Consider the following 21849-nt stretch of genomic DNA (forward strand, 5'->3'; position numbering starts at 1 on the left):
ATGACTTACATCATTAGCCTGCATCAAGCCCGATTCTAATTAAACCCACTATAATCCATTATCTTCCACGGACTTAAACCGTAAAAATACAGCAAGCAAACTTTATGCCTCACTCCCTTATACGCACCTTCGCACAAACCTTTGGTTTTCCCTATACAGAAACGTTGCAGGAACTGTCCCCACTGGAAGATAACCGTCATCTGCATTTGGGTGCATTAGCAGATTTCTACCGCCATATGGACGGTACATGGCATTCCGACAATCCACTTGCCAATTATTGGCTGGAAATGGAAACTCTGTTTTTACATTGGGTAACTTATCCCAAGTTGCCCAACAGTTGGCACGATTGGGCCTTCGGCTGGGATAGGAAGACCAAGCAATATCTGCCTACACAAGGCTGGCGTGAAGAATGGGCGATATTTGGCATAATGTTCGACGATTCAATTCTTTTTGCCGATACTGCTGCCCCCGATAGTCCTGTTTATTGGCTGATAACAGGTTACGGTACGATAGAAAATCGCTGCCTTGTCGCACCTTCCATAGCAATACTAATGCAAACCTTATTGGCAATTTATGATTTTGAGTGCGAATGGCGGAAAGCAGGCGGAGAGTTTTACGATGAAGAAAGCTGCGACATACCTTCAGCACTATATTCTGCTCTGCATGATTTACTACAACGGGAATTGCCACCAGAATGCGCGGCAGGATTTGAAAAAGCGTTTTGGGGCTGATGCTGTAATTGCAATCTAGAAAACCTATTCTCTGGCCGTCTGAAATTTCGGCTTTAGGGAACAATTATTTAAAATAATATGATTGATTCGTTTGAAATATCAGTTTGAAAATGCTTGAAGGATTGATAGGCTGCTGAGATATAAAAAGGCCGTCTGAAAATCTGATTTTCAGACGGCCTTGATATTGGATGGGACAAACCGATTAGGCTTGTTTGTTCCAACGTTCGATAGATTCTTTGATGACTTGTTTCGCTTCTTCTACATCGCCCCAAGATTCAACTTTAGTGGTACCTGCTTTTTTCAGGTCTTTGTAGTGGTTGAAGTGGAACTCGATTTGTTTGATCAGTTGTTGCGGCAAATCGGCCAAAGTTTTGTAGGCGTTGCCGTTGTTGCGGTCGTCGGCTGGAACGCAGACGATTTTGTCGTCCACTTCGCCATCGTCAACGAATTTCATCACGCCGATAACGCGTGCTTCCAGGAAAATACCGGTTGCCAAAGGCTGCTCGGTCACCAGCAATACGTCCAATTCGTCGCCGTCTTCGTCCAAAGTTTGCGGAATGAAGCCGTAGTTGGTCGGTTTGGCAAAAATTGCCGGTTCAACGCGGTCGAGTTGGAAAGCGGCCAGTTTGCGGTTCCACTCGATTTTGTGGTTGCTGCCCGCTGGGATTTCGTTGACAACGTTGATGATGCCGCCGTCCACGTCGCCCGGGGTCAGGATTTTGTTGAAGTCTGCCATGATGGTTTCCTTTGGTTTTAAAGAGAGTCAAACGGCGAAAGTATAACAAACCCAAGGCCGTCTGAAAATGTGAAACTGTCGTATTCAGACGGCCTTTTTGGCATTCAGCCTTTTGACCAATTCTAAAATTGCGCGTTTATTGGAAGGGGAAAACACTTTTTCCGCCGCTTCTTCCGTGCCAAACCAACCGTAGGCAACGTGTTCGTCCGGTTGCAGGACGATGGGCGTATCGCGCGGAATTTGGGCGGAGAAGATGTGTTCGCGGTTTTCAAACACGCCTTTGGGATAGCGATGGCGCCAGTGATGATAGATTTCATAAACGGTGCTGTCGTGCCAGTTTTCCAGCTGTCCGTCTGCAAGGCGGATACCGGTTTCTTCCAATACTTCGCGCCATGCAGTTTCTTCGATGCGCTCGCCCTCTTCCAAGCTGCCGGTAACCGACTGCCAAAAACCTTGCGGCGCCGTGCGTTCAATCAGCAGGATATTGCCGTCTTTATCATACAAAACAACCAAAGCGGAAACGGGATACTTCAAAGGCTTACCGCTCATGACTTGTCCTTGCCGGTTTGGTTGGGGAGGCTGATTTTTTGTAGTAAGTAAGCCAAAAGGTTTTCCATGTATCACTCAAAAATAGGAAATTGATATTCAGACGGCCTTTGCCGGAAATCCGCAAAGGCCGTCTGAAATTATACCTGATTTAACTGCGCCAGTTTCCAAGACACCAGCTCTGCCGCTTCTTCCGGCGAGTTGGCCTTCAATCCTGCTTCGCCAAAATACGAAATTTTAGGTAAATCACACAAAAACTTATCGACGTCTTGCGCCGTCAAAAAGCGGCCGTGCAAATCAAATCCGACATTTAAAGCACGCCCTTTGATTTCCGCAACCCTGTCATGCAAATGGCCGTATAAGTGATACCAACCCTGATAGCAGCCGTCCCATTCCTGTATCGGATAGTGAAAGAGAACCAGCGTATTCTTAATTTCCGGCAATTTGAGTTTCAAATAGGGCCGTATGGACGACAGCAGCGGATGGCCGTCATGCTTGGTTTGGCTGCGGAAAAAATCGGCATGCTGCCGAATCACATGATCATGATTGCCGTAAATCAAGTGATGTTGCCCGTTCAAACGCGACAAAACTCGCTCCATCTGCTTATAGTCTTGGACAAAGGAAAAATCTCCCAAGTTGTACACCGTATCTTCAGGCGTAACGGTTTCATTCCATGTCTGGATTAAAAATTCATCCATCTGCTCCACGTTATCGAACGGTCGAAATTGCGGGCAGAATTTGGCGATGTTTTTATGTGAGAAATGTAGGTCTGATGTGAAGTAGGTTTTGCTCATACCATGCTTTCTGCGTTGCAGGCTTGAATCGTATCACGCGCGGGCGTATGCTGAGTAATGTTTATTGTGTGCTTCAAGGAGTTTTTATGCGTTTGGTTATTGCCGCGCCGGCCAACGGCGCAATATTGAAAGATACGCTCAAAACGCATCTGCAAAACGACACGCGCGTCAGCAGCTTGGTCGATTTATCCTCGCCAGAAGGAAGCTATCCGCAACTCTCGTTTGCCGCAGCCGAAGAAGTCGCGGCAGGACGCGCCGACCGTGCGCTATTGATTTGCGGCACCGGCGTGGGCACGGCAATTGCCGCCAATAAAGTGCGCGGCATACGGGCGGCAACGGCGCATGATTTACTCACGCTCCGTGGCTCGGTGGAAAACTATGATGCGCAGGTTTTGTGTATGGGGCAAAACGTCATTGCCGCTCCGGCCGCTTGTGCATTGGTCGATATCTGGTTGGATTTGCGCCACGACACAAGCAGCGGCTATGCACCTAAAGTCGGCGAAATTGAAACATACGAGCGCGGGAAATAAATACGCGTTGCTCCATATATTTTCAGACGGCCTTGTTACGTTTCGCTTTAGCAAAACCGGTAAGGCCGTCTGAAAATATTTAAATGCTTATTTTCCTTTTTTATTGCAAGGATGTCCTGCGCTGTTGTCGCAGACGCGTAAATTGCGCAAATGCATGACGGCATTGGTCAACTCGGCCTTCGTCGGCTCGTAACGGAAAGCATATTGCTTCACGTACAAAGCTTCGTTACCCTGTACGGCTTTTATCCAAGTAAATTCAGGTTTGCTGGTTTGCGGATTGTTGGCGCAAAACAACATCACCAAAGCGAATGGATAGCCGTTTTCTTCACCTGCCGTTATTGGGTTGACACTACTTTGCGGACAGGCATTCTGCCATGAGGCTGAAAGATTGCCGAAAAACTGCTCAACACCCGGTTTCATACCTGCCATGGATTGCAGCGTGACCATTTGCGTCCAGTCTTCCACAGTCTGTTTCTGCGGCACAAGTTCTATCAATGTCACACCATTTTGCGCGGTTTGATAGCCGACTTTGAAGCCTTTAGGCGGAGCGCCGAAAGACCCAAACTCCTCAGCCTGCGCAGTTTGAACAGCTAACGGAAGCATAGCGATGGCGAGCATCAGTTTCCTAACGATACTTGTTTTTTTCATTGTTTTTCCTTATTCACTAAAAGTATGGCAGATGAAACACTCCATCCGCCAGCGCTATACTAACACAAGCATATAGCATTTTTCAGACGGCCTTACAACTGTCTCAAAAATGCCTGAATAAACGCGATTTTATCCAATTCCGACATAGCATTGAATGCTTCCTGATGCTCGTGGATGTAGTCGATTAAAGGATAAAATTCTTCATCGACGTGGCGTTTGTCGAGTTTGCGGCCGATATTCCCCTCGTTGCTTCGTCCTAAAAACTTGGAAATCAGGTAATACGGCGATTTGAGTTTGAACAGCATTTCGCCGGTTTGAGCATCAAACACCATAAAGCCTTCGTGTTCCACGTTTTTCAGACGGCCTTTCAGCTCGCCGAATGTGATGTTTTTCAGCATTTCTGGACGGCGAACGCCGTATTGTTTGCCGATTTCGTCCAATTCGGCTTCAGTAAACTGACGGCCTGTTGCCACCTCAATGCAGCCGATTAAGGTCTCGCCCAATTCTTCGCGGATGATGTGCACGTCTTTCGCGTCTGTGATTTCAAACAAAAAAGTGTGATTCGGATAAGCGCGGAACAGGGTTTCGTATTGCGCGCAGTGTGCGGCGGTCATGTCTGCAAACGCGCTATCAAGCGAGCCGGTAGTCGAATACAGCACTTTGCCGTCAAACGAAGCGCCGTGAGACGGATGGCCGTCTGAAAGCGAGACGAAAGTACAGCAACCGAGGAAGCCGTTTACTTTTACCACCGCATCCACCAATCTCTCGTCGCCGATTCGGATCGGATAACGGCTGCCTTTGGCGATACGTTCCGAATAATTGAACACTTTTTTAAACGGGCGCACGATGATTCGATTATGCGCGTCGATAATCAAACCGCGCATTTCCAGCAAAGCATCATCAAAGCGGTTGTTATAGAACACGCTGCGTGCGTATTTCAACACGCGCAATTCAGGATAGCGCTTGGATGCTTTGGCAGTAAAGTTACGGCTGCCGTGTTGCAGATAGTGATCGGTCACAAAGGTTTGCTGCGCCTCATCAAACACCAGCGGCTTATGCTCGATAGCCTGCATCTGTTCGATTTTTTCTAACTGTTCCGCATTTGCCGGCTGCACGGCCTCGATGTGGATTTCGTTTGCCACTCGGTTTTGGTTTAACTTGATATACGCCGCCAACACGTCATGCTCTTTTACGCCGTGCAGGTTGGGATAGAAATTGTGCAGTCGATAAACTTCTGTTTCAAAACCGCTTTTCTCCGCCTGATCCAATAAATGACGGCAACGCGAAGCCTTTTGGTTGGTATTGGAATTAATGATCAAAATATTCCGATTCGGATTTTGGCGTCCAAGTCTCAAGGTTTCAGTCATCAAGGCATTACCGCGCTTCTGCGCCTTATCCACCGCTTCACCCGACCAACGATATTCACCGTATTCATCGGTAATGAACAAATCGTTTTCAATATGGACAACTTCTGCATCCGGATACTGCGCTTTAAATTCGGCGGCTTTTTGTTCGGCAAACGTCGATTTTCCCGAACCTTGATGGCCGCGGATTAAGATGAATTTTTGCATTTTGTTTCCTTATTCTTTTTCTCAGCTTGCCCTGCATAAATAGGCCGTCTGAAAAATATTTCTATCCTATTTTCAGACGGCCTTAGCTTCAGTTCACAGCTGCCAACGGCGTTTTCTCAATCTCTTCTACCCAGAAATCTGTACCCATACCTCGTTCGGCAAAGGAACCAATCAGGGAGAATACTTGGTCGGAGAAGCCGCCGATGTTCAAAATATCCTGACGGTTTCGTGCTTGAGCCGTAGTGTAGGGCTGGATATCCAGACAAACGAGTTTGGCTTCTGGGCAACGGCGTTTCAGAATATCCCACTCTTTCATCAGGCTGGTTGTGGCGCCCCATTGTTGGCTGTCATCTGCCCAACTTTCGTTGTCTGACACAATGACAACCAAATCCACGTCGGCTTTTTCACGGTTCAACATGGCAAGCGGTGCGCTGCAAGCCGTTCCGCCTCCGCCGATATTGGCGAGTTTTTCGGCGTTGGTCATGATGCTGTCGCGTGGGTTGAGCTTCACGTTTACCGTGATTTGTTCAAACGGTATCACGCGAGCTTGCGGATTCGTACGCAACATGGCGGCGGACACGAGCGCGGCAATGTCGATGCAGCGGGTTTTGCTGATTGCACTGCCGCGATAGCCTGTAACCGAGCTGTGCATAGAGCCGGAAACGTCCGGACAAACCACGACTTTGCCTTGTATGACCGGTACATTTTGTACGGCGGTTTCCATCGCGTCTTGCAGCGCTTCGCAGATTTCAAACGGCATTTGATTAGATGTTGCCTGATAGGCAGTCAGCAACTGATAAGGTAGAACACGGGCGCGGGCAATGGCGGTTTCGTCACGCAGTTTTTCTGCCACCATTTTGATGTTTTTGCTTTTAGCAAACACTTCGTGGCGCAGGAAAGTGTTCAGGTTTTGACGAACCTGCTGCCATGAACCGTTACAGGCAATTTGCGCCCAGTCGCCGCTGTTCAAGTCTAAAGCTGTAAGCATTTGGAAAGGAACGTTGGGCAATTCGCCTTCTCGGCTTTGTTTGTAGTCTTCAAAAGCGCGGGTAATGGGCGGCAATGCTTCGCGGTCGTAAGGTTTGCCGATCAGCCATGCAAACCATGCGGCACGCCATGCCTCTCGCGGTTTGGGGTGCACCATTTTGACCACGTCCGCCAGCGACGGCGAATTGCCGATGGCGGCGTTCAACAGTTGTTTTTCGGTGGCGGTCAAAAGCCAAGTCTGCATCAGTTTTTTCGGACGGTTGCCGAAGGATTTTCTGCCGACTGCGCCGCTGCGGATAATTTGTGCGAAGTTACGCAACATTTTACCGTTGTCCGCCACTTGATCGAATACGCGGGTGAGCATGTTCACATCTTTTTGCGCCAACACGGCAAGCAACAGCGCAGGCATATCTTTCATAAAACCTTTTTGACGGGCATATACGGCAGTTTTGGCGATGAACTCGGCATCCAGGTTTTCCGCCAATTTCAACACTTGGTCAAGCTGACTTTGGGCGTCGGCATAGTAGGTATTGTTCAGACAACCGGTAGCGGCAAGCTGGGCCAGCTGTTGTTTGGGTGTCAGCGTGTAGGCGATGCCGCCGGCTTCATTATGGGTATCGGTTTTAGTAAAACGGTTTTTAATCGATTGAAACAAGGTAGTATTAGCCATTTTCATTTTCTTTCATATTGTTGGTTTGAGGCCGTCTGAACTTGTTTTAGCCTTGTTTTTCAGACGGCCTTGAATGGGTGGCAGTGTGGCGGCTAAAGATGAAGAGAAGCGTTTTTAACTGAAAGCTAATGTATTCTCTTCCGGGCATCCGCCTACTGCCGTAGGGCGGCTAGTTTAATTAGGATCATTCGGGTTTGTAGCAAGCAAGGAATGTAATCCTAATGGCATTCGCCCATAAGGGGTGGCACATCTGGCAACGAAGAGTGAAGAAATTTTTACGCGCTCTATCCTCTGAGCTACTCTGCCATAGTTGGCGGCAGAGACGGGATTCGAACCCGCGACCTCGCGCTTAGCAGGCTGTAATTCCTCCGGCATTTGCCGTTTGCACCGAAAACGGTTTTTATATCAGCTCGTCCGAATATTTCAGACGGCCTCGAATGAGGGCAGCGTAGCAGATAAACATGAAGAGAAACGGTTTTAACGTGAAAGGTTAATGTACTCTCTTCAAGCATCAGCCTACTGCCGTATAAAGTAATATGGCACGCAACAAGTTTTTCAGGGAAACATGCCTTCGCTCTACCAGCTGAGCTACTCTGTTATTTTGGATAACAGAGGCAGGACTCGAACCTGCGACACAAGGGTATCCATGTTGTAGTTTCCCTAGGCATTTGCCTGCCATATTGGAAAAGGGTGGGCGACTAAATAAACAAGACGTTCAACGTCTATCAGACGAGACAGGATTCGAACCTGTTAATCCAAATGTAGTCTTGTTGGCATTCGCCCTGTAACCACACAGCAACTAAATTTACGGAAAATTTTTCTCCGGTAACTGTATTTCCCGAAGCATCTGCTGTATCGTTACATTCACAACATAGCCAACAGCGTGCCAAGAATAAAATTTTTATAAAAATAATTTTTAATTAATTGAATATAAAGGAAATATATTTTAAAGTAGCTTTTATCAGCAAGAAGCGTAGAATACTAAAAAAATATATTTATAGATAGTTATATAGAAAATAAAATATACAAGGATATATGATGAGATTCGATGATTTGGACAAACGCTTGCGACAATACGAAACCGCTTATGATTTTTGCGTACCACAGGAAAATTTTATTGTTGTACGCTTAGACGGGCGCGGTTTTACACGACTAACCAAGGAAATTTGGCAGTTTGAAGCCCCGTTCGACATTCGTTTCCGCGATTTGATGGCGCACACCGTCCGTCATTTGATGAAATGCGGCTTCAATGTGGCGTACGGCTATTCGGAAAGCGATGAAATTTCACTATTGCTGCGTCGAGACGACGATACGTTCAAACGCAAAACGCGCAAAATCATTTCGGTATTGGCTGGTGAAGCCAGCGCCGCCTTTTCCGTGGCGCACGGGCAGACCGCCGCTTTTGATGCCAGAGTTTGCGTTTTGCCGAACGAAAAACTGGTGGTCGATTATTTCCGTTGGCGGCACGAAGACTCATACCGCAACGCGCTCAACGCCCACTGCTATTGGATGCTGCGCAAGAAAGGAGAAAGCGCGTCCCGCGCTACAGATGCCGTCAGCAGCCTGACACGCGCGCAGAAACATGATTTGCTGTTTGAACACAATATCAATTTTAACGAATTGCCCGCATGGCAGAAACGTGGCTTCGGTGTGTATTTTCAGACGTCCTTAAAAGAAGGCTTTAATCCGAAAACTGACGAAACTGTACAAGTAAAACGCCAAATCCTGCATACGGATTTCGAGCTGCCGTTGGGCGATGATTACGGCGCGTTTGTCCTGGAAAAAATAATTTAAAGGCCGTCTGAAACATGAATACCAATCCCAAAAAACAAGTCGCCATCAGCTTTCTCGGTACAGTGCTGGATAAAGGTTTCGGTCAAGGGCGTTGGTTGAAATGGCGGCCAAATGTCGCCATGAATCAGCGTCAAGATTTTCATCTCGACCGTATGGAGCTGTTCTATGCGGAGAAATACCGTGATTTGGCAGATCATGTAAAAGCCGATATTCAAGATGTGTCGCCGCACACTGCCGTCAATCTCGTACCTATGGAGCTGGCAAACCCGTGGGATTTTTCCGAGGTTTACACCAAGCTGCACGACTGGGCAGCGGGCTATACATTTAATATTGAAGAAGAAACCTATCTCACCCACATCACTACGGGTACACACGTTGCCCAAATCTGCCTGTTTTTATTGGTGGAATCGCGTCAAATCCCCGGCGTACTGTTACAAACCGCTCCGCCCAAAAATCAAAGACGCAGTATGGAGGACGGCAATGTCGGCAGTTATGAAATCATCGATTTAGACTTGGCTCGTTACGACGTACTGGCAGAACGCCTTGCCGCCGTACGCGATGACGCAGTGCGCTACCTGAAAAGCGGCATCTCCACCCAAAACACTGCCTTCAACCGCATGATTGCCGAAATCGAACAAGTCGCACTCAATTCCCCTTCCCCCATTCTACTTTCCGGCCCCACAGGCGCAGGAAAATCCATGCTGGCACGCAGGATTTTTGAATTGAAAAAAGCACGCCATCTGATTAAAGGCACATTTGTCGATGTAAACTGCGCCACCCTTCGCGGTGACGGCGCAGCATCTGCCCTGTTCGGCCACAAAAAAGGTGCCTTTACCGGCGCCGCAGAAAAACGTGAAGGTTATCTGAAAACTGCTGACGGCGGTGTATTGTTTTTAGATGAAATTGGCGAATTGGGCTTAGACGAACAAGCCATGTTACTCAAAGCCATTGAAGAGAAACACTTTTATCCCGTCGGCAGCGACAGCGAAGTCAAAAGCGACTTCCAACTCATCGTCGGCACCAACCGCGACCTACGCCACGAAATTCGCGCCGGACGCTTCCGCGAAGACCTGTTCGCCCGAATCAACATCTGGAATTACCCACTGCCCGCACTTGCCGACCGTCGTGAAGACATCGAGCCCAACGTCGAACACCAGCTCGCCCTAGCCTCACAAGAACTCGGCCGAACCACCCGCTTCAACAAAGAAGCCTTAGCCGCCTACCTCGATTTCGCCCACTCAGACCAAGCACCATGGCGCGGCAACTTCCGCGACCTCGCCGCCAGCATCATGCGCCTGGCCACACTCGCGCCACAAGGCAGGATACAGGTAGAACAAGTCCAAGCTGAAATCGAACGCCTAAAATGGTTATGGTCGGAAGAACCCTTTTCAGACGGCCTCCTACATAAAAGGCTGTCTGAAAAAACACAAGACTATCCCGATAAAGTCGATTGGGACACATTGGATTTGTTCGACAAACTACAACTGCAACATGTCATCGACGAATGCCGCAAACATCCCAATATGGCCGCTGCCGGCCGTGCATTGTTCAACGTCTCCCGAACAGAAAGGGCAAAAGTTAATGACAGCGACCGATTGAGAAAGTATTTGCAACGGTTTGGACTGGAATGGGGGGATATTTAAATAAAGTGGGCAAGCTAGCTCATTTTAATCGCATTATTTTTCATCATTTATAAAAAATAAAAGGCATCAATCCGATGCCTTTTATTTTCGTTAACATGAAAAATTAACGTTCATACCAACGTTTGATCGATTCACGAATCACTCTTTGGTTTACTTCAAAAATGCCGCATGATAGGCAATATGCTCACCAATAAAACTGGCGATGAAGTAATAGCTATGATCGTAGCCTTTGTGAAAGCGCACATCGGCCGGTTGATTTGCCGCACGACAGGTTTCGATAAAATCTTCGGTACGCAATTGTATCGGCAAAAACTCATCTTCTAAGCCCTGATCAATACGCATACCTTGTACTTTATAGCCTTGTTGAATGAGCGAGTTGGCATCATATTGCTGCCATTTTTCGCGATCTTTTCCTAAATAGGCAGAAAAGACTTTTTCTCCCCAAGGCACAAGGCTTGGCGACAAAATGGGCGAAAAGGCAGAAACACTTTGATAACGTTCCTGGTTTCGCAGTGCCAATACCAATGCGCCGTGTCCGCCCATTGAATGTCCCATAATGGAACGTTTGCCGTTGGTAGGAAATTTTTCCTCAATCAGACTAGGCAACTCATTCAAAATATAATCATACATTTGATAATTCGTCGCCCAAGGCTGCTCGGTCGCATTAAGATAAAAACCCGCACCCTGCCCTAAATCGTAAGCCGCATCATTCGGCACTTGCTCTCCGCGAGGGCTGGTATCAGGGGCAATCACAATCACTTGATGTTCTGCCGCATAACGCTGAAAACCTGATTTGGTAATGAAATTTTGTTCCGTACAAGTCAAGCCGGAAAGCCAATAAATCACACCAAGCGGTCGATTCTCCTGATTATCCGGCAAATAGACGGCAAATTTCATTTCGCATTGAAGCGTTTGGGCGTAGTGTGCCCAAACTTGTTGCGAACCACCAAAAATTTGATGTTGTTCAATCAGTTTCATCGCGTACCTTAGTAATGAATAACAGCGCGGATCGATTTACCTTCGTGCATTAACTCAAAGGCTTCATTGATTTGATCCAGTGTCATTGTGTGAGTCACAAATGGTTCCAACTGGATGTCGCCTTTCATTGAATCTTCCACCATTTTCGGAAGTTCAGAGCGGCCTTTCACGCCACCAAATGCCGTGCCTTTCCAAACACGACCGGTTACCAACTGGAACGGACGAGTTGAAATTTCTTGTCCTGCACCCGCTACGCCGATGATAATGGATTGTCCCCAACCACGGTGTGCACTTTCTAATGCTTGACGCATTACGTTTACGTTGCCGATACATTCAAAGGTATGGTCAATGCCCCATTTATTGATGTCTAACAACACATCTTTGATCGGTTTATCGTAATCGTTCGGGTTTAAACAGTCAGTTGCACCAAAATGTTTTGCCAACTCGAATTTTGCGGGATTGGTATCAATGACGATAATGCGACCGGCTTTGGCTTGACGCGCACCTTGTACCACCGCCAAACCAATCGCGCCCAAGCCAAACACGGCAACAGAGTCGCCTTCTTGCACTTTTGCTGTGTTATGTACCGCACCAATACCTGTGGTAACACCGCAGCCGAGCAGACATACTTGTTCGTGGTTCGCTTCTGGGTTGATTTTCGCCAGTGAAACTTCGGCAACAACAGAATATTCACTGAAAGTCGAACAGCCCATATAGTGATAGATCGGCTGACCTTGATAAGAAAAACGCGTCGTGCCATCTGGCATTAAGCCTTTACCTTGCGTATCACGCACTGAGACGCATAAGTTGGTTTTACCTGAACGACAAAACTCACATTCGCCACATTCAGCGGTATAAAGAGGAATAACGTGATCACCTGGTTTTACGCTTGACACACCTTCGCCCACAGCAACGACCACACCCGCACCTTCATGCCCAAGCACCACAGGGAATACGCCTTCAGGATCGCTTCCTGATAACGTAAATGCATCAGTATGGCACACGCCCGTGTGAGTGTTACGAATTAACACCTCGCCTTTGCGCGGCATTTCTATGTCGATTTCCACAATTTGTAAGGGTTGATTTGGGGCGAATGCCACCGCCGCACGAGATTTGATGGTTAAGTTGGTTTGTTTAATTTCCATTATTTTTGCCTTTTAATTTATTAATAAAGTTATCTAGCCTAAGTAAGATAACCACAGGTTATACTTTGGAACCCACCCTGAAGCAAGCGTTTTTGCAATTTTGGCTCCGGCGGTAGTATGATGGACTGATGAGCCGCCATGCAAACGGTGGTCAAAGGTTTCGGAATATTTCCCTAAGTCATGAAGCTGTCCCGTCTGGCAGGCAATTTCCTGTGCACCGAATACCCGAGCAAACTCCGCCGCCATTTCGCCAACATTCACAGAATGGCTTTGCAAGGTTTGCCAACGTTCGTAAGGTAAGAGATTACCGAGTTTATCTTGCGCGGAATGGGCGTAGTAAATTAGGGGTTTCATATTGAAATTCTAAAAAATTCAAATTGATACAGATGCAATGATAATATGATATTAAATTTAATATGCAAATAGAAAAAATGCCGTCTGAAACTTTTTCAGACGGCATTGTTATCGATTAACCTTTATAACTTGCTTCTAATATCCTTCACAGCTTTCACTAAAGCTTCGGAAAGCAAAGGATCAAAAGAAGAGCGGTCTGCTTGGACGATATTTGAACATACAGCCCCTCTTCCTTACTCAGACATAAGATACGGTGGCAGAGTTTCAACACCCAGCCGGCTGGTTTAGACGACCTTGTGCCACTAAATGCCTTACTTTGTTTCAACACACAGCCGCCTGAAGGCGGCTGGGCATCGCCCTCTTTCTCGCCTGCGCCCTCTTGATGTTTCAACACACAGCCGCCTGAAGGCGGCTGGGGATAAAAGTTATCACAAGTAATTCAGAAATAATCGTTTCAACACACAGCCGCCTGAAGGCGGCTGGCATTTCTTCCATCAAATGCCTATCTTCCCTGCTTGTTTCAACACACAGCCGCCTGAAGGCGGCTGGTTAGTGGCATCACTTTTAAGCATCATCGGATGCTCAGTTTCAACACACAGCCGCCTGAAGGCGGCTGGATTGAGGACATTTTGCCGAAAAATTCAGGAAATAGTTTCAACACACAGCCGCCTGAAGGCGGCTGGAATAGTTGGGTAAAAGGAAGAAACAAAATTCCTGCTGTTTCAACACACAGCCGCCTGAAGGCGGCTGGTCGATTGTTCGGATGTCTCGGCCTTTAAAAACTGGTTTCAACACACAGCCGCCTGAAGGCGGCTGGGTTGCCAAAGGCTGGCTGCAAAAAATGCGCGAAGTTTCAACACACAGCCGCCCGAAGGCGGCTGGATTTGCCCATGTATTCTGCAATCGTATCAAGCAGTTTCAACACACAGCCGCCCGAAGGCGGCTGCAGTGCCAAACAGCCACTTTTGAAAACGTACAGGCAGTTTCAACACACAGCCGCCCGAAGGCGGCTGGATTAGCAGCGGAAACCCCCCGCCCTCCCATTTGCAGTTTCAACACACAGCCGCCCGAAGGCGGCTGCAAGAGCGTGGAGGATTTGGCGCGTGTTTACGAAGTTTCAACACACAGCCGCCCGAAGGCGGCTGATCATGCCCATCAGTGGTTTTGTAACCATTTCTTGTTTCAACACACAGCCGCCCGAAGGCGGCTGGCCTATATACTCTTGTTCCTGTTAGTCTATGGGTTGTTTCAACACACAGCCGCCCGAAGGCGGCTGAGCCTCTCTCAAAAGCCTTGCTCCATCAGGTTTCACAAACCTAATCTCGCTAAGCTCCCAAGAAAAGCGCGAACGCGAGTATAACACAGCCTTTTCCGTTACACTCGCATTCATAATATCCTGATTGTTAAAGAACAATCCCAATTCACCAACCCTGCCGCATTTTCATGAGAACCGCAGGTTGGCGATTCACACAATCAACGTATCCTTAAACACATCCAACGCCGGTTTTGCGCCGTGATGTTCTACTTTGCGCCGCCATTTGCTGCCCAGATGGTAAAAGCGCAGGCTGTCGGTTTCGGGGTTGTAGATTTTCAAGAGTTTGTCCTTTAAAACAACCCACTGGTCGGGCGCAATGTCGCATTCGAACACCGAATACTGCACGCGCACGCCGTAGTCCAGACACAATTTCGCCACGCGCCGCAGCCTTGCCGGTCCTTCCGCGTCTTCCAGCGAAATATCATAAGTAATCAGCATCAGCATTTTGTATTCCCATGTGCAGGCTGCTTTAGAGGTCGTCTGAAAACATCCAACCCGTTTTCAGACGACCTGCAAACCTATCTCATCAAAAACGGCGGGTATTCCGCCAAATCCCCGCGCAAGTGCCGCGCCAACAGCATTGCCTGAATATACGGCAGCAGCCCGATTTCCACTTCTTCGCCTAAAAACGGATGAACGATTTTCTCCTGCTTTTTCGCCTGCAAGGCTTGGAACAAGAGCTTACGTGCATCGGCTTTTAAGCTTACCGCGCCGCTTGCCTCGGTAACAAAATCCTGCGGTTTGATTTGCCCGCGGTTAATCAGCGACAGCACCAGCCTGTCCGCCCACCACGCGCGGAATTCTTCCAAAATATCCTGCGCCAGACTGTCGCGCCCCGGTCGGTCGGCGTGCAGAAAACCCACCTGTGGGTCAAGCCCCACGCCTTGCAGCGCGCCGCTGATGTCCTTGCCCAGAATGCTGTACACAAACGACAACAGCGCATTCACTCCGTCTCTGGGCGGACGGCGGTTGCGCCCGTCAAAAGAAAAGCCGCTTTTTTCGCTCAAAAGCTGCCCGAACACGCCGAAATAACGCGCCGCCGCATCGCCTTCAATGCCGCGCACCACGTCCAGCTCCGCCGCCCCCTTCAACTGCCGCAGCGAAATGTTTAAAGAATCGACCGCACTTTGAATCGCTGCATTCTCGCCGTAATTGCGAATCTGCCGCTGAAGCACCCGTTTACTCGCCTGAATCTTCGCCGCAATGATATTACGCGCAATCGGCACGGGATTTTGCTCCGACACCCGATACTGCACCCGACGCAGCAGCACATTGCCGCTCTGCCGCCCCTGAAGCCGCCCCAAGAAACGTCCGTTTTCAGTAAAAAACGCTAAATTCACATTATTTTCACCGCAAAACCCCAGCAGAAACGGCGACACCAGCACATTACCAAAACAGAAAATATGCCCGATGGAATGCACCGGCAACTGCGCCACTTTCTTGCGCTCCTGCTCCACCACCAGCGTCTCCCGCTCCTTATGCAGATAGCTACCTTGGGTGGTGATGTAGAGCGTGTTTTGCAGTTTGCGCATGGGGAAACTCCTTGGGGATTGAACGTACTTTGAGTGTGATAGTTGGGTCACCTGAAAATTATTGGTAGATTGGATTAGGGTGAACGCGATAACTCAACATAGTAATCTCTACAAATAAGACGATATTTTTTCAATGATTAACTCCGCCCTCTTATCAATAAATTTCTCAAACTCTTTCTCTAACCATAAACTTTCGTCATCTGGTATAAGATGAATTTTCACATACTGCTTTTTATCTTTAACATTATCTTTATTATTAATCCAATCATTAAATGAGCTTGAATTTTTATTCCCTCTATTTGTTGAATAATCTAATAGTTGATAATTTGAAATGCTATTAATCTTATCCCAAGAGTAGTTGTAGCTTTGCAAAATAAATTTTGGCATGATGTGATCAACATCATTAATTCTCAAGCTCTCTTTACGATCATATATTAAATAATAAACAAAAGAAGAATCTAAGTTATTTAAAGATTCTTTAGAGTAATTTAGCTCAAAGTTTAAGGGATGTTGAATGTAAACATCAAATAAATCTTTCACTGGAAATTCTTCATTTTTAAAATCTTTAATCACGCTGAGCAATTTCCTAATCCCTGTTTTATAAGATACCCAACCAGCTCCTCGGCTACGAAATACACCATTTAATAAAGAATGATACAACCAGTTTTTCATTGGAATATAATCAGAATTACCAGTTTCAAAATTATTAAAATATGATTTTATTTTATCTGACTCTAATTTTTTATGAAACAAATGATATGCAATAAAAAATAGTGGTATAAACGAACGACTGCCATCTTTATAATAATCATACAATTTTGAATGTTTTAAAAATTGTTTTGTTGCATATAAAGAAGATTCAATTTTTTCTTTATTAAGAATTGCAAAATTGGCATCACTATCTTCTATGTTAGCCATTTCTTTATTATGATTATCCTGCAGAATAAATATGAGTTTAATCAAATTATCTTGTGTGAGACCAATATCATCATATTGAGATAAAATCTCTCTTAGAAAGCCCTCCATCCTCCAATCAAAGCCTTTTAAAATAGAGGCAACTAAATCAAATGAAGATAATTTTGTACCACCATCATTTAGTCTTCTAAACAATTCCACAATACGCTGTCTATTTTCAAGATCCGGTCTGGTTTTATTGATATTTACAATAGAAACACCAAGACTATCCGATGAAATAATATTTTTATAAAACGCTTTAATATTCTTTTTGATGTGATCTCTTTCTAATTCATCTTTAACATCAAAATCATCAATTAATTCATCTGCAATTTGCTCTTCATCATTGGTATCTTTTAATTTGTTTAATAATGTACCAGCCTCATACCATAAGTGTCTTGATAGGCTCCTGCCATCATCTTTAGATGATGACGGTAATGAACTTTTGTCTTTTTCAAATTTAAACTCGTATTGAGATAAATAGTTACTATATAAATCAAAATATAAATATTTTCCATTTACACTACCCATTAATCCCATATAAAAAGTTTGTAACCGCTGTTGTCCATCAATGATAAAAAATTGAGTTTGTTCTAATTTATCAATTTCTTTACTATTAACCAGTTCGCCAGTTTTGCTGAATCGACGATAATTAAATAAAGGCATCTTACCTTTTTCTTCTTTTATGGCTATCACACCACTGAAACTATCTCCTTTTAATAAGGTGTCAAATAATAATTCCATTTTTTCTTCTGTCCACACCAAAGACCTTTGAATCACAGGTAAGACATATTTACCTTCATCAATTTCATTAATCACATCAGAAATACGGTATGTTTTCCAATTTGCCATATTAATTACCTCAAAAATAAAATAAATTCAGTTATTCTCTAACTCAAACAACCCCGCCACATATCCTACGCTCCTATCCCGTTTCCCCAGCAACTCCGGCTGGCAAATCTCCACTAGCGAGCAGGCTTTGCAGCGTTTGCCGTAGTCGGGCCGCGGGGTTTGGCCGCTGTTTAGGAGTTTGTGCACGGCGGCGATGGTGGTGAGTGTTTGGGCGCGCAGGTCGTCTGAAAAGACGATGGGGACGCGGTGGCGGGTTTGCATATACCACAGCGCCCCCTCAGAGACGGTCTGCCCCGTCATTTCTTCCAAGCACAAGCCTTGGGCGCAGAGTTGAATTTCGTCCATCGAGTCGGGTTTAGGCTTGCCGCGTTTGTATTCCACGGGTTTCAGACGACCTGTTTTTGTTTCCACTTCCACCAAATCCAACACGCCGCTGATGCCCAGTTTTTCCGCAGACACGTGCACCGTCCGCTCAAAACGCACGCCTTTGCGCGTTTCTGGCTCGCCCGAATCCACCCGCTCATGTAGCGCTTTGCCCTGCGCGGTCAAATAATTCTCCGCCCACGCCTGCTCGTTGTGAATCAAGGCACATTGGCGCGGACAGAAGGCGTAGTGTTGTAGTGCGGAAAGGGGAATCAGGCGCGTGTCCTGATTTTCCCCTTGGGTTTCGGTTAAAAGTGCGGTCATCTTTTTAAGTATTTTTTAAAGTAACTCTTCCACACTCACGCCATTTAGGCCGTCTGAAACCACGCTGATTTTGTAATCACCAAAACCGCTTGCGGGCGTACCTGATTCGCCGTTTACGCGTTCGACTTTCACGGCGTCAAACAATTTATGTGCAGGCTGGCTGCCGAGCGCACTGTCGTGTTTGAAGACAATCAGTTTGCGTGCTGCCATTTCGCCACGGGCGGCGGAGTGGTCGTGTTCAAACATCAGTTGCAGGGCTTGCCAGAGTTTGGCTAAGTCGTCGTCTGAAAAACCAGTTTTAGCGGCAAGGTTGGCGGAGATAAAGCCGTGCACACGGTAGAGCGCGTAAGAGACGATGTATTTGCGCCCCATAGTGCGTTCTTTTTCCAAGTCTTTTTCGTTGGTTACCGCCATGCGGGTGATGGAAACTTCCAGCGGCACAATCGGGTCGATGGATTGGGCAAACGCCAGTTGTACCGGGCCGCGCACTTGTCCGCTATTGACTTCGGTGGTCATCACGGCGCCAAAGGTGCGGATATCGAAGAAGTTTTTGCACATCCAAGCTGTAATGTCGCGGGCTTTGGCTTCGTCTTTTGGCAGTTTTTTGGCTTCAGATTCAATACCAAGTGCTTCATAAGCGCGTTTGTTTTGCAGGTTTAACACGCTTTTTTCTTTCACGTAGATTTCGTAACCGGCTTCGTTTTCGCTGCTGATTTCTACAAAATTACGAATTTTGCGTTTCAGGCAGACGTCAGTTACCAAGCCTTTGCTGGATTCAGGATCAAGACGCGGCATATTGCCCGCATCGGGATCACCGTTGGGGTTGCCGTTGGTGACATCAAAAAAGTAAACAAATTCATAGCGGTTTTGAATGGCAGACATTTTCTGGCTCCTTAGTTTTCAATGGTTTCAGCGGTTTCTTTTTTAGCAAAATAGCTTTGTTTTTGATGGTAATAGCCGATGGCGAAGCGGCCTTGCTCGTCAATGCTCAAATGGCGCGGAAAGGTTTCGGGCAGTTTGGCAATGATTTCGCCCAAATCTTTATCTAAATTCACCGCCATGCCCGCTTTGTCTTTACGCAAGCGCGATAAATGGTGTTTTGCACCCGATAAAAGGCGCGGAAAAACCGAAAACGGCACGGCGGATGCAGAGCCGTAATAGCGGTCGGCAATGCCTGCGTTTAGTTCGCCCAGCGCCTGATATTGGATGCGCTCCAACACGGCAAACAGCCGCCCTAAAAGATAGGCGCGATTCGGGCTTTCATTGTTCAAACTCATAGGAACTCCTTCTTCGATAAAACCTTTTCTAAAACGCCGCTCTAATACGGCTTTCATCATTGCCACGCGTAGACCGTTCACGTCGCCGTCGGCGCGGATTCGGGTAATCAGTTGCGACAGCAAACTCAAGGGATACGGCGTGCCGCAAATCACGGCGCGGGTCATTTCACCAGCCAATACGGGCGAGATGTTTTCGCTTTTGCCCAATACAGCAGTTTGCAATAAGAGTCGCCAAATAGACGGCGGCGTTTTCCACGCGCACGGCTTAAGGGCTAAATCTTGCCAATGCTGCGCCAAATTTTTCGCCAGCTGCCCAAACGTGGTATCCAGCCAAAACCGAACAGAAATCCGCGCGGCATTAGGGGCAAGCCCTAAGATATAAAAACGGGTATTGGCAGAAAGTTCGGGCGCAATTTCTTGCAGCGGACGACCTTTGCCGATCTGTTCCAATACGTTGAAAACTTTGGCGCTTTCTTGTTCGTCATCCGGCGGCGTGAACACTTGCGCGAAGAAGCCTTCGGCAGCTTGCGCGGTCGCGTTATCGTCCGCTTCCGCCCAAAAGACCGTGCTGGCGTCACCAATGGTCAAGCAGTGATTGTTTTCGCGGCGCAACAGATAATTCAGCGCGGTGGTGTAAGCAAACGCGGATTGTTCTGAAACGGGCGCATTTGCGCCTTGCTCTTTACCAAAAGAGGCAAAGGCTTCTTTATTGAACGAAATAATCGAACCGCCGGAGCTTTGCCCACCAAACACGCCTTTAATTGCAGGATGCAGCCGCGCAATCGGGGCGGTGTCGCCGCTAATCAAGCACAAGCCTTCGAGCGCTTCGTCGCTTTTCAGGCAGCCTGCCCACAAGGTTTGCGCGGCTTCGCGTTTATGGATAAGTGCGGTCGGTTTTTCAAGAGAAAATGCGATATTGGCATCTAGCATTTCGGCAGGCAGATTTTCGGCAGCAAAATGTGCAGGCTGCCAGTTTTGCAGAAAATGGCACAAGGCTTGCAAGCCTTCATCGTCGCTGTTTTGCAGTAAATCGAGATGGTATTGCTTAAAGGCGTCAAAGGTTTTTTCAGACGACGTAAACGGTTTTTCTTTTGCTGCAGCTTTGTTTTTATTGGCTTCCACGCCAAGCGAATAAGAAGTTTTATCCCACAGAAAAAATGGCTTGGGTGTAGTACCAGGGCGTTTGAAGGATTGAGGCACGCTCATCAGCTTCGGCTGCGGCTTTTTATCGGCAGTCAGATTCGGCACAGCAGTTTTCAGACGGCCTTCTTTATCCAACACCAAAATCCAGCCGATTTTTTCCTCGCTAAAGCCATAAGGCGGCACTTTCGGGTTGCCCATTTCATCGGTTTTCGCTGCCAAACGGCGGTAATAACGGGCCAGGGACGCAAGAATCATGCTTTCACCTCCTCGGCGTAAAACGGTGGCACATCAATCACGCCGTCTTTCATTTGTGCGCGGAAAAAATGCGGCGTGTTGCCGTGGTCAAAATCAATATCATGCAGCATCCAGCCCAAATCACGGTTTGCCTCGCTTGCCAATAAATCGGACGGCGGCAGCGACTCGCCTTCGTCAATCAACGCAAAATCGGCAGGAAATTCGCGCACGCCCAAACAAGGCTGCTGGAAACATTGCCCCTTTTTCGCACGGCGTTTGAACATCTCAACATGCTTGGTAACGGTCTCATCCGCTCCCGCTTTTGCAGTCAGCACCGCATGGGCTTCAATCACATACGCCACGTCTTTAAGCACCGTCGCCGCGCGCTGCTGGCGGTCGTCTTCAATCAGCGTATATAAATCGGCAACGCTCTTGCGCTTCATCGCCCCGCTGACCTTACCCGCCGAAATCTTGCCGCCCAACTCATTGCGTCGCACCGACTCAAACCGAATCGGCTTTAACACATAAATCCGGTCAATCACCCACCGAATCGCCGGCTTCCAATGCACCGCCGCCAAAATCCCGCGCGCCGCCGACGGTGTGATGACATCATAAGACACCCGCTCCACCTTCATCTCCGGACGGGTAAAACAGGCATAATCGCCCCAAATGTGTAGGCGGATTTGGTTCATTTGATTCTCCTTGTGGTTGGAAAGTGCGGTTTCAGA

General features: G+C 47.4%; 19 protein-coding genes, 1 pseudogene and 1 CRISPR repeat array. Of the genes and pseudogenes, 4 read left to right on the forward strand and 16 right to left on the reverse strand.

Features of this window, described 5'->3' with window-relative positions; all coding sequences use genetic code 11:
• Positions 1-104 precede the first annotated feature (104 nt).
• Positions 105-731 (forward strand): hypothetical protein, encoded by a 627-nt coding sequence (locus ACTHS4_RS08240; RefSeq protein ID WP_070826878.1) that lies wholly within the window; start codon positions 105-107, stop codon positions 729-731.
• Positions 732-933: 202 nt separating this feature from the next.
• On the opposite strand, the gene ACTHS4_RS08245 is transcribed toward ACTHS4_RS08240, so the two are convergent.
• The 3 genes from ACTHS4_RS08245 to ACTHS4_RS08255 form a co-directional block, all read right to left on the reverse strand.
• Positions 934-1467, reverse strand: a complete 534-nt coding sequence (locus ACTHS4_RS08245; RefSeq protein ID WP_003678634.1) for an inorganic diphosphatase — start codon at positions 1465-1467, stop codon at positions 934-936.
• An 84-nt stretch (positions 1468-1551) separates the two neighbouring features.
• A complete protein-coding gene (gene nudB, locus ACTHS4_RS08250) occupies positions 1552-2016 on the reverse strand; it encodes a dihydroneopterin triphosphate diphosphatase (protein WP_371460091.1) in 465 nt (154 codons plus the stop codon).
• Positions 2017-2153: 137 nt separating this feature from the next.
• A complete protein-coding gene (locus ACTHS4_RS08255; RefSeq protein WP_371460092.1) occupies positions 2154-2807 on the reverse strand; it encodes a phosphoesterase in 654 nt (217 codons plus the stop codon).
• Positions 2808-2893: 86 nt separating this feature from the next.
• Here ACTHS4_RS08255 and ACTHS4_RS08260 point away from each other — a divergent pair, with 86 nt between their 5' ends.
• Positions 2894-3337 (forward strand): RpiB/LacA/LacB family sugar-phosphate isomerase, encoded by a 444-nt coding sequence (locus ACTHS4_RS08260; protein WP_371460093.1) that lies wholly within the window; start codon positions 2894-2896, stop codon positions 3335-3337.
• Between the two features lie 87 nt (positions 3338-3424).
• Here ACTHS4_RS08260 and ACTHS4_RS08265 read toward each other — a convergent pair whose 3' ends face one another.
• The 3 genes from ACTHS4_RS08265 to ACTHS4_RS08275 form a co-directional block, all read right to left on the reverse strand.
• Positions 3425-3985 carry a hypothetical protein gene (locus ACTHS4_RS08265; protein WP_003746257.1) on the reverse strand — a complete coding sequence of 187 codons (561 nt, stop codon included), beginning with the start codon at positions 3983-3985 and terminating at the stop codon, positions 3425-3427.
• A 92-nt stretch (positions 3986-4077) separates the two neighbouring features.
• Positions 4078-5556, reverse strand: coding sequence for an RNA ligase (locus ACTHS4_RS08270; RefSeq protein ID WP_440365702.1), 1479 nt, complete (start codon positions 5554-5556; stop codon positions 4078-4080).
• 88 nt (positions 5557-5644) lie between these two features.
• Positions 5645-7219 (reverse strand): vWA domain-containing protein, encoded by a 1575-nt coding sequence (locus ACTHS4_RS08275; RefSeq protein WP_440365703.1) that lies wholly within the window; start codon positions 7217-7219, stop codon positions 5645-5647.
• 1032 nt (positions 7220-8251) lie between these two features.
• Here ACTHS4_RS08275 and ACTHS4_RS08280 point away from each other — a divergent pair.
• Positions 8252-9007 carry a tRNA(His) guanylyltransferase Thg1 family protein gene (locus ACTHS4_RS08280; protein WP_440365721.1) on the forward strand — a complete coding sequence of 252 codons (756 nt, stop codon included), beginning with the start codon at positions 8252-8254 and terminating at the stop codon, positions 9005-9007.
• Positions 9008-9021: 14 nt separating this feature from the next.
• Complete coding sequence (gene rtcR / locus ACTHS4_RS08285) at positions 9022-10650, forward strand: RNA repair transcriptional activator RtcR (protein ID WP_070826864.1); 1629 nt, start codon at positions 9022-9024, stop codon at positions 10648-10650.
• A 150-nt stretch (positions 10651-10800) separates the two neighbouring features.
• Here the strand turns inward: rtcR and fghA are convergent, their stop codons facing one another.
• The 10 genes and pseudogenes from fghA to cas5c form a co-directional block, all read right to left on the reverse strand.
• A complete protein-coding gene (gene fghA, locus ACTHS4_RS08290; protein WP_070826862.1) occupies positions 10801-11628 on the reverse strand; it encodes an S-formylglutathione hydrolase in 828 nt (275 codons plus the stop codon).
• An 8-nt stretch (positions 11629-11636) separates the two neighbouring features.
• The gene (locus ACTHS4_RS08295) at positions 11637-12773 is read right to left on the reverse strand and encodes an S-(hydroxymethyl)glutathione dehydrogenase/class III alcohol dehydrogenase (RefSeq protein ID WP_070826860.1); all 1137 of its coding nucleotides are present in this window, start codon (positions 12771-12773) and stop codon (positions 11637-11639) included.
• Positions 12774-12866: 93 nt separating this feature from the next.
• Positions 12867-13127: pseudogene (locus ACTHS4_RS08300) on the reverse strand (HDIG domain-containing metalloprotein); the annotation flags it as partial.
• Positions 13128-13445: 318 nt separating this feature from the next.
• Positions 13446-14404: a CRISPR direct-repeat array (repeat unit 32 nt; unit sequence GTTTCAACACACAGCCGCCTGAAGGCGGCTGG).
• Positions 14405-14592: 188 nt separating this feature from the next.
• The gene (cas2, locus tag ACTHS4_RS08305) at positions 14593-14886 is read right to left on the reverse strand and encodes a CRISPR-associated endonuclease Cas2 (protein WP_440365704.1); all 294 of its coding nucleotides are present in this window, start codon (positions 14884-14886) and stop codon (positions 14593-14595) included.
• A gap of 74 nt (positions 14887-14960) precedes the next feature.
• Positions 14961-15974, reverse strand: a complete 1014-nt coding sequence (cas1c, locus tag ACTHS4_RS08310) for a type I-C CRISPR-associated endonuclease Cas1c (protein WP_440365705.1) — start codon at positions 15972-15974, stop codon at positions 14961-14963.
• A gap of 108 nt (positions 15975-16082) precedes the next feature.
• Positions 16083-17780: a DUF262 domain-containing protein gene (locus ACTHS4_RS08315; protein WP_440365706.1), complete on the reverse strand. Its 1698-nt coding sequence runs from the start codon at positions 17778-17780 to the stop codon at positions 16083-16085.
• 27 nt (positions 17781-17807) lie between these two features.
• Complete coding sequence (gene cas4, locus ACTHS4_RS08320; protein WP_440365707.1) at positions 17808-18467, reverse strand: CRISPR-associated protein Cas4; 660 nt, start codon at positions 18465-18467, stop codon at positions 17808-17810.
• Between the two features lie 15 nt (positions 18468-18482).
• Entirely contained in the window at positions 18483-19349 is an 867-nt protein-coding gene (gene cas7c, locus ACTHS4_RS08325) for a type I-C CRISPR-associated protein Cas7/Csd2 (protein WP_440365708.1), read from the reverse strand.
• An 11-nt stretch (positions 19350-19360) separates the two neighbouring features.
• Entirely contained in the window at positions 19361-21142 is a 1782-nt protein-coding gene (cas8c, locus tag ACTHS4_RS08330) for a type I-C CRISPR-associated protein Cas8c/Csd1 (RefSeq protein ID WP_440365709.1), read from the reverse strand.
• Positions 21139-21813, reverse strand: coding sequence for a type I-C CRISPR-associated protein Cas5c (gene cas5c / locus ACTHS4_RS08335; RefSeq protein WP_440365722.1), 675 nt, complete (start codon positions 21811-21813; stop codon positions 21139-21141). Before cas5c ends, cas8c begins: the two co-directional genes overlap by 4 nt.
• Positions 21814-21849 lie beyond the last annotated feature (36 nt).

Origin of the sequence: Neisseria sp. P0014.S009, from assembly GCF_051958155.1 — a bacterium.
Taxonomy (GTDB): domain Bacteria; phylum Pseudomonadota; class Gammaproteobacteria; order Burkholderiales; family Neisseriaceae; genus Neisseria; species Neisseria flavescens_C.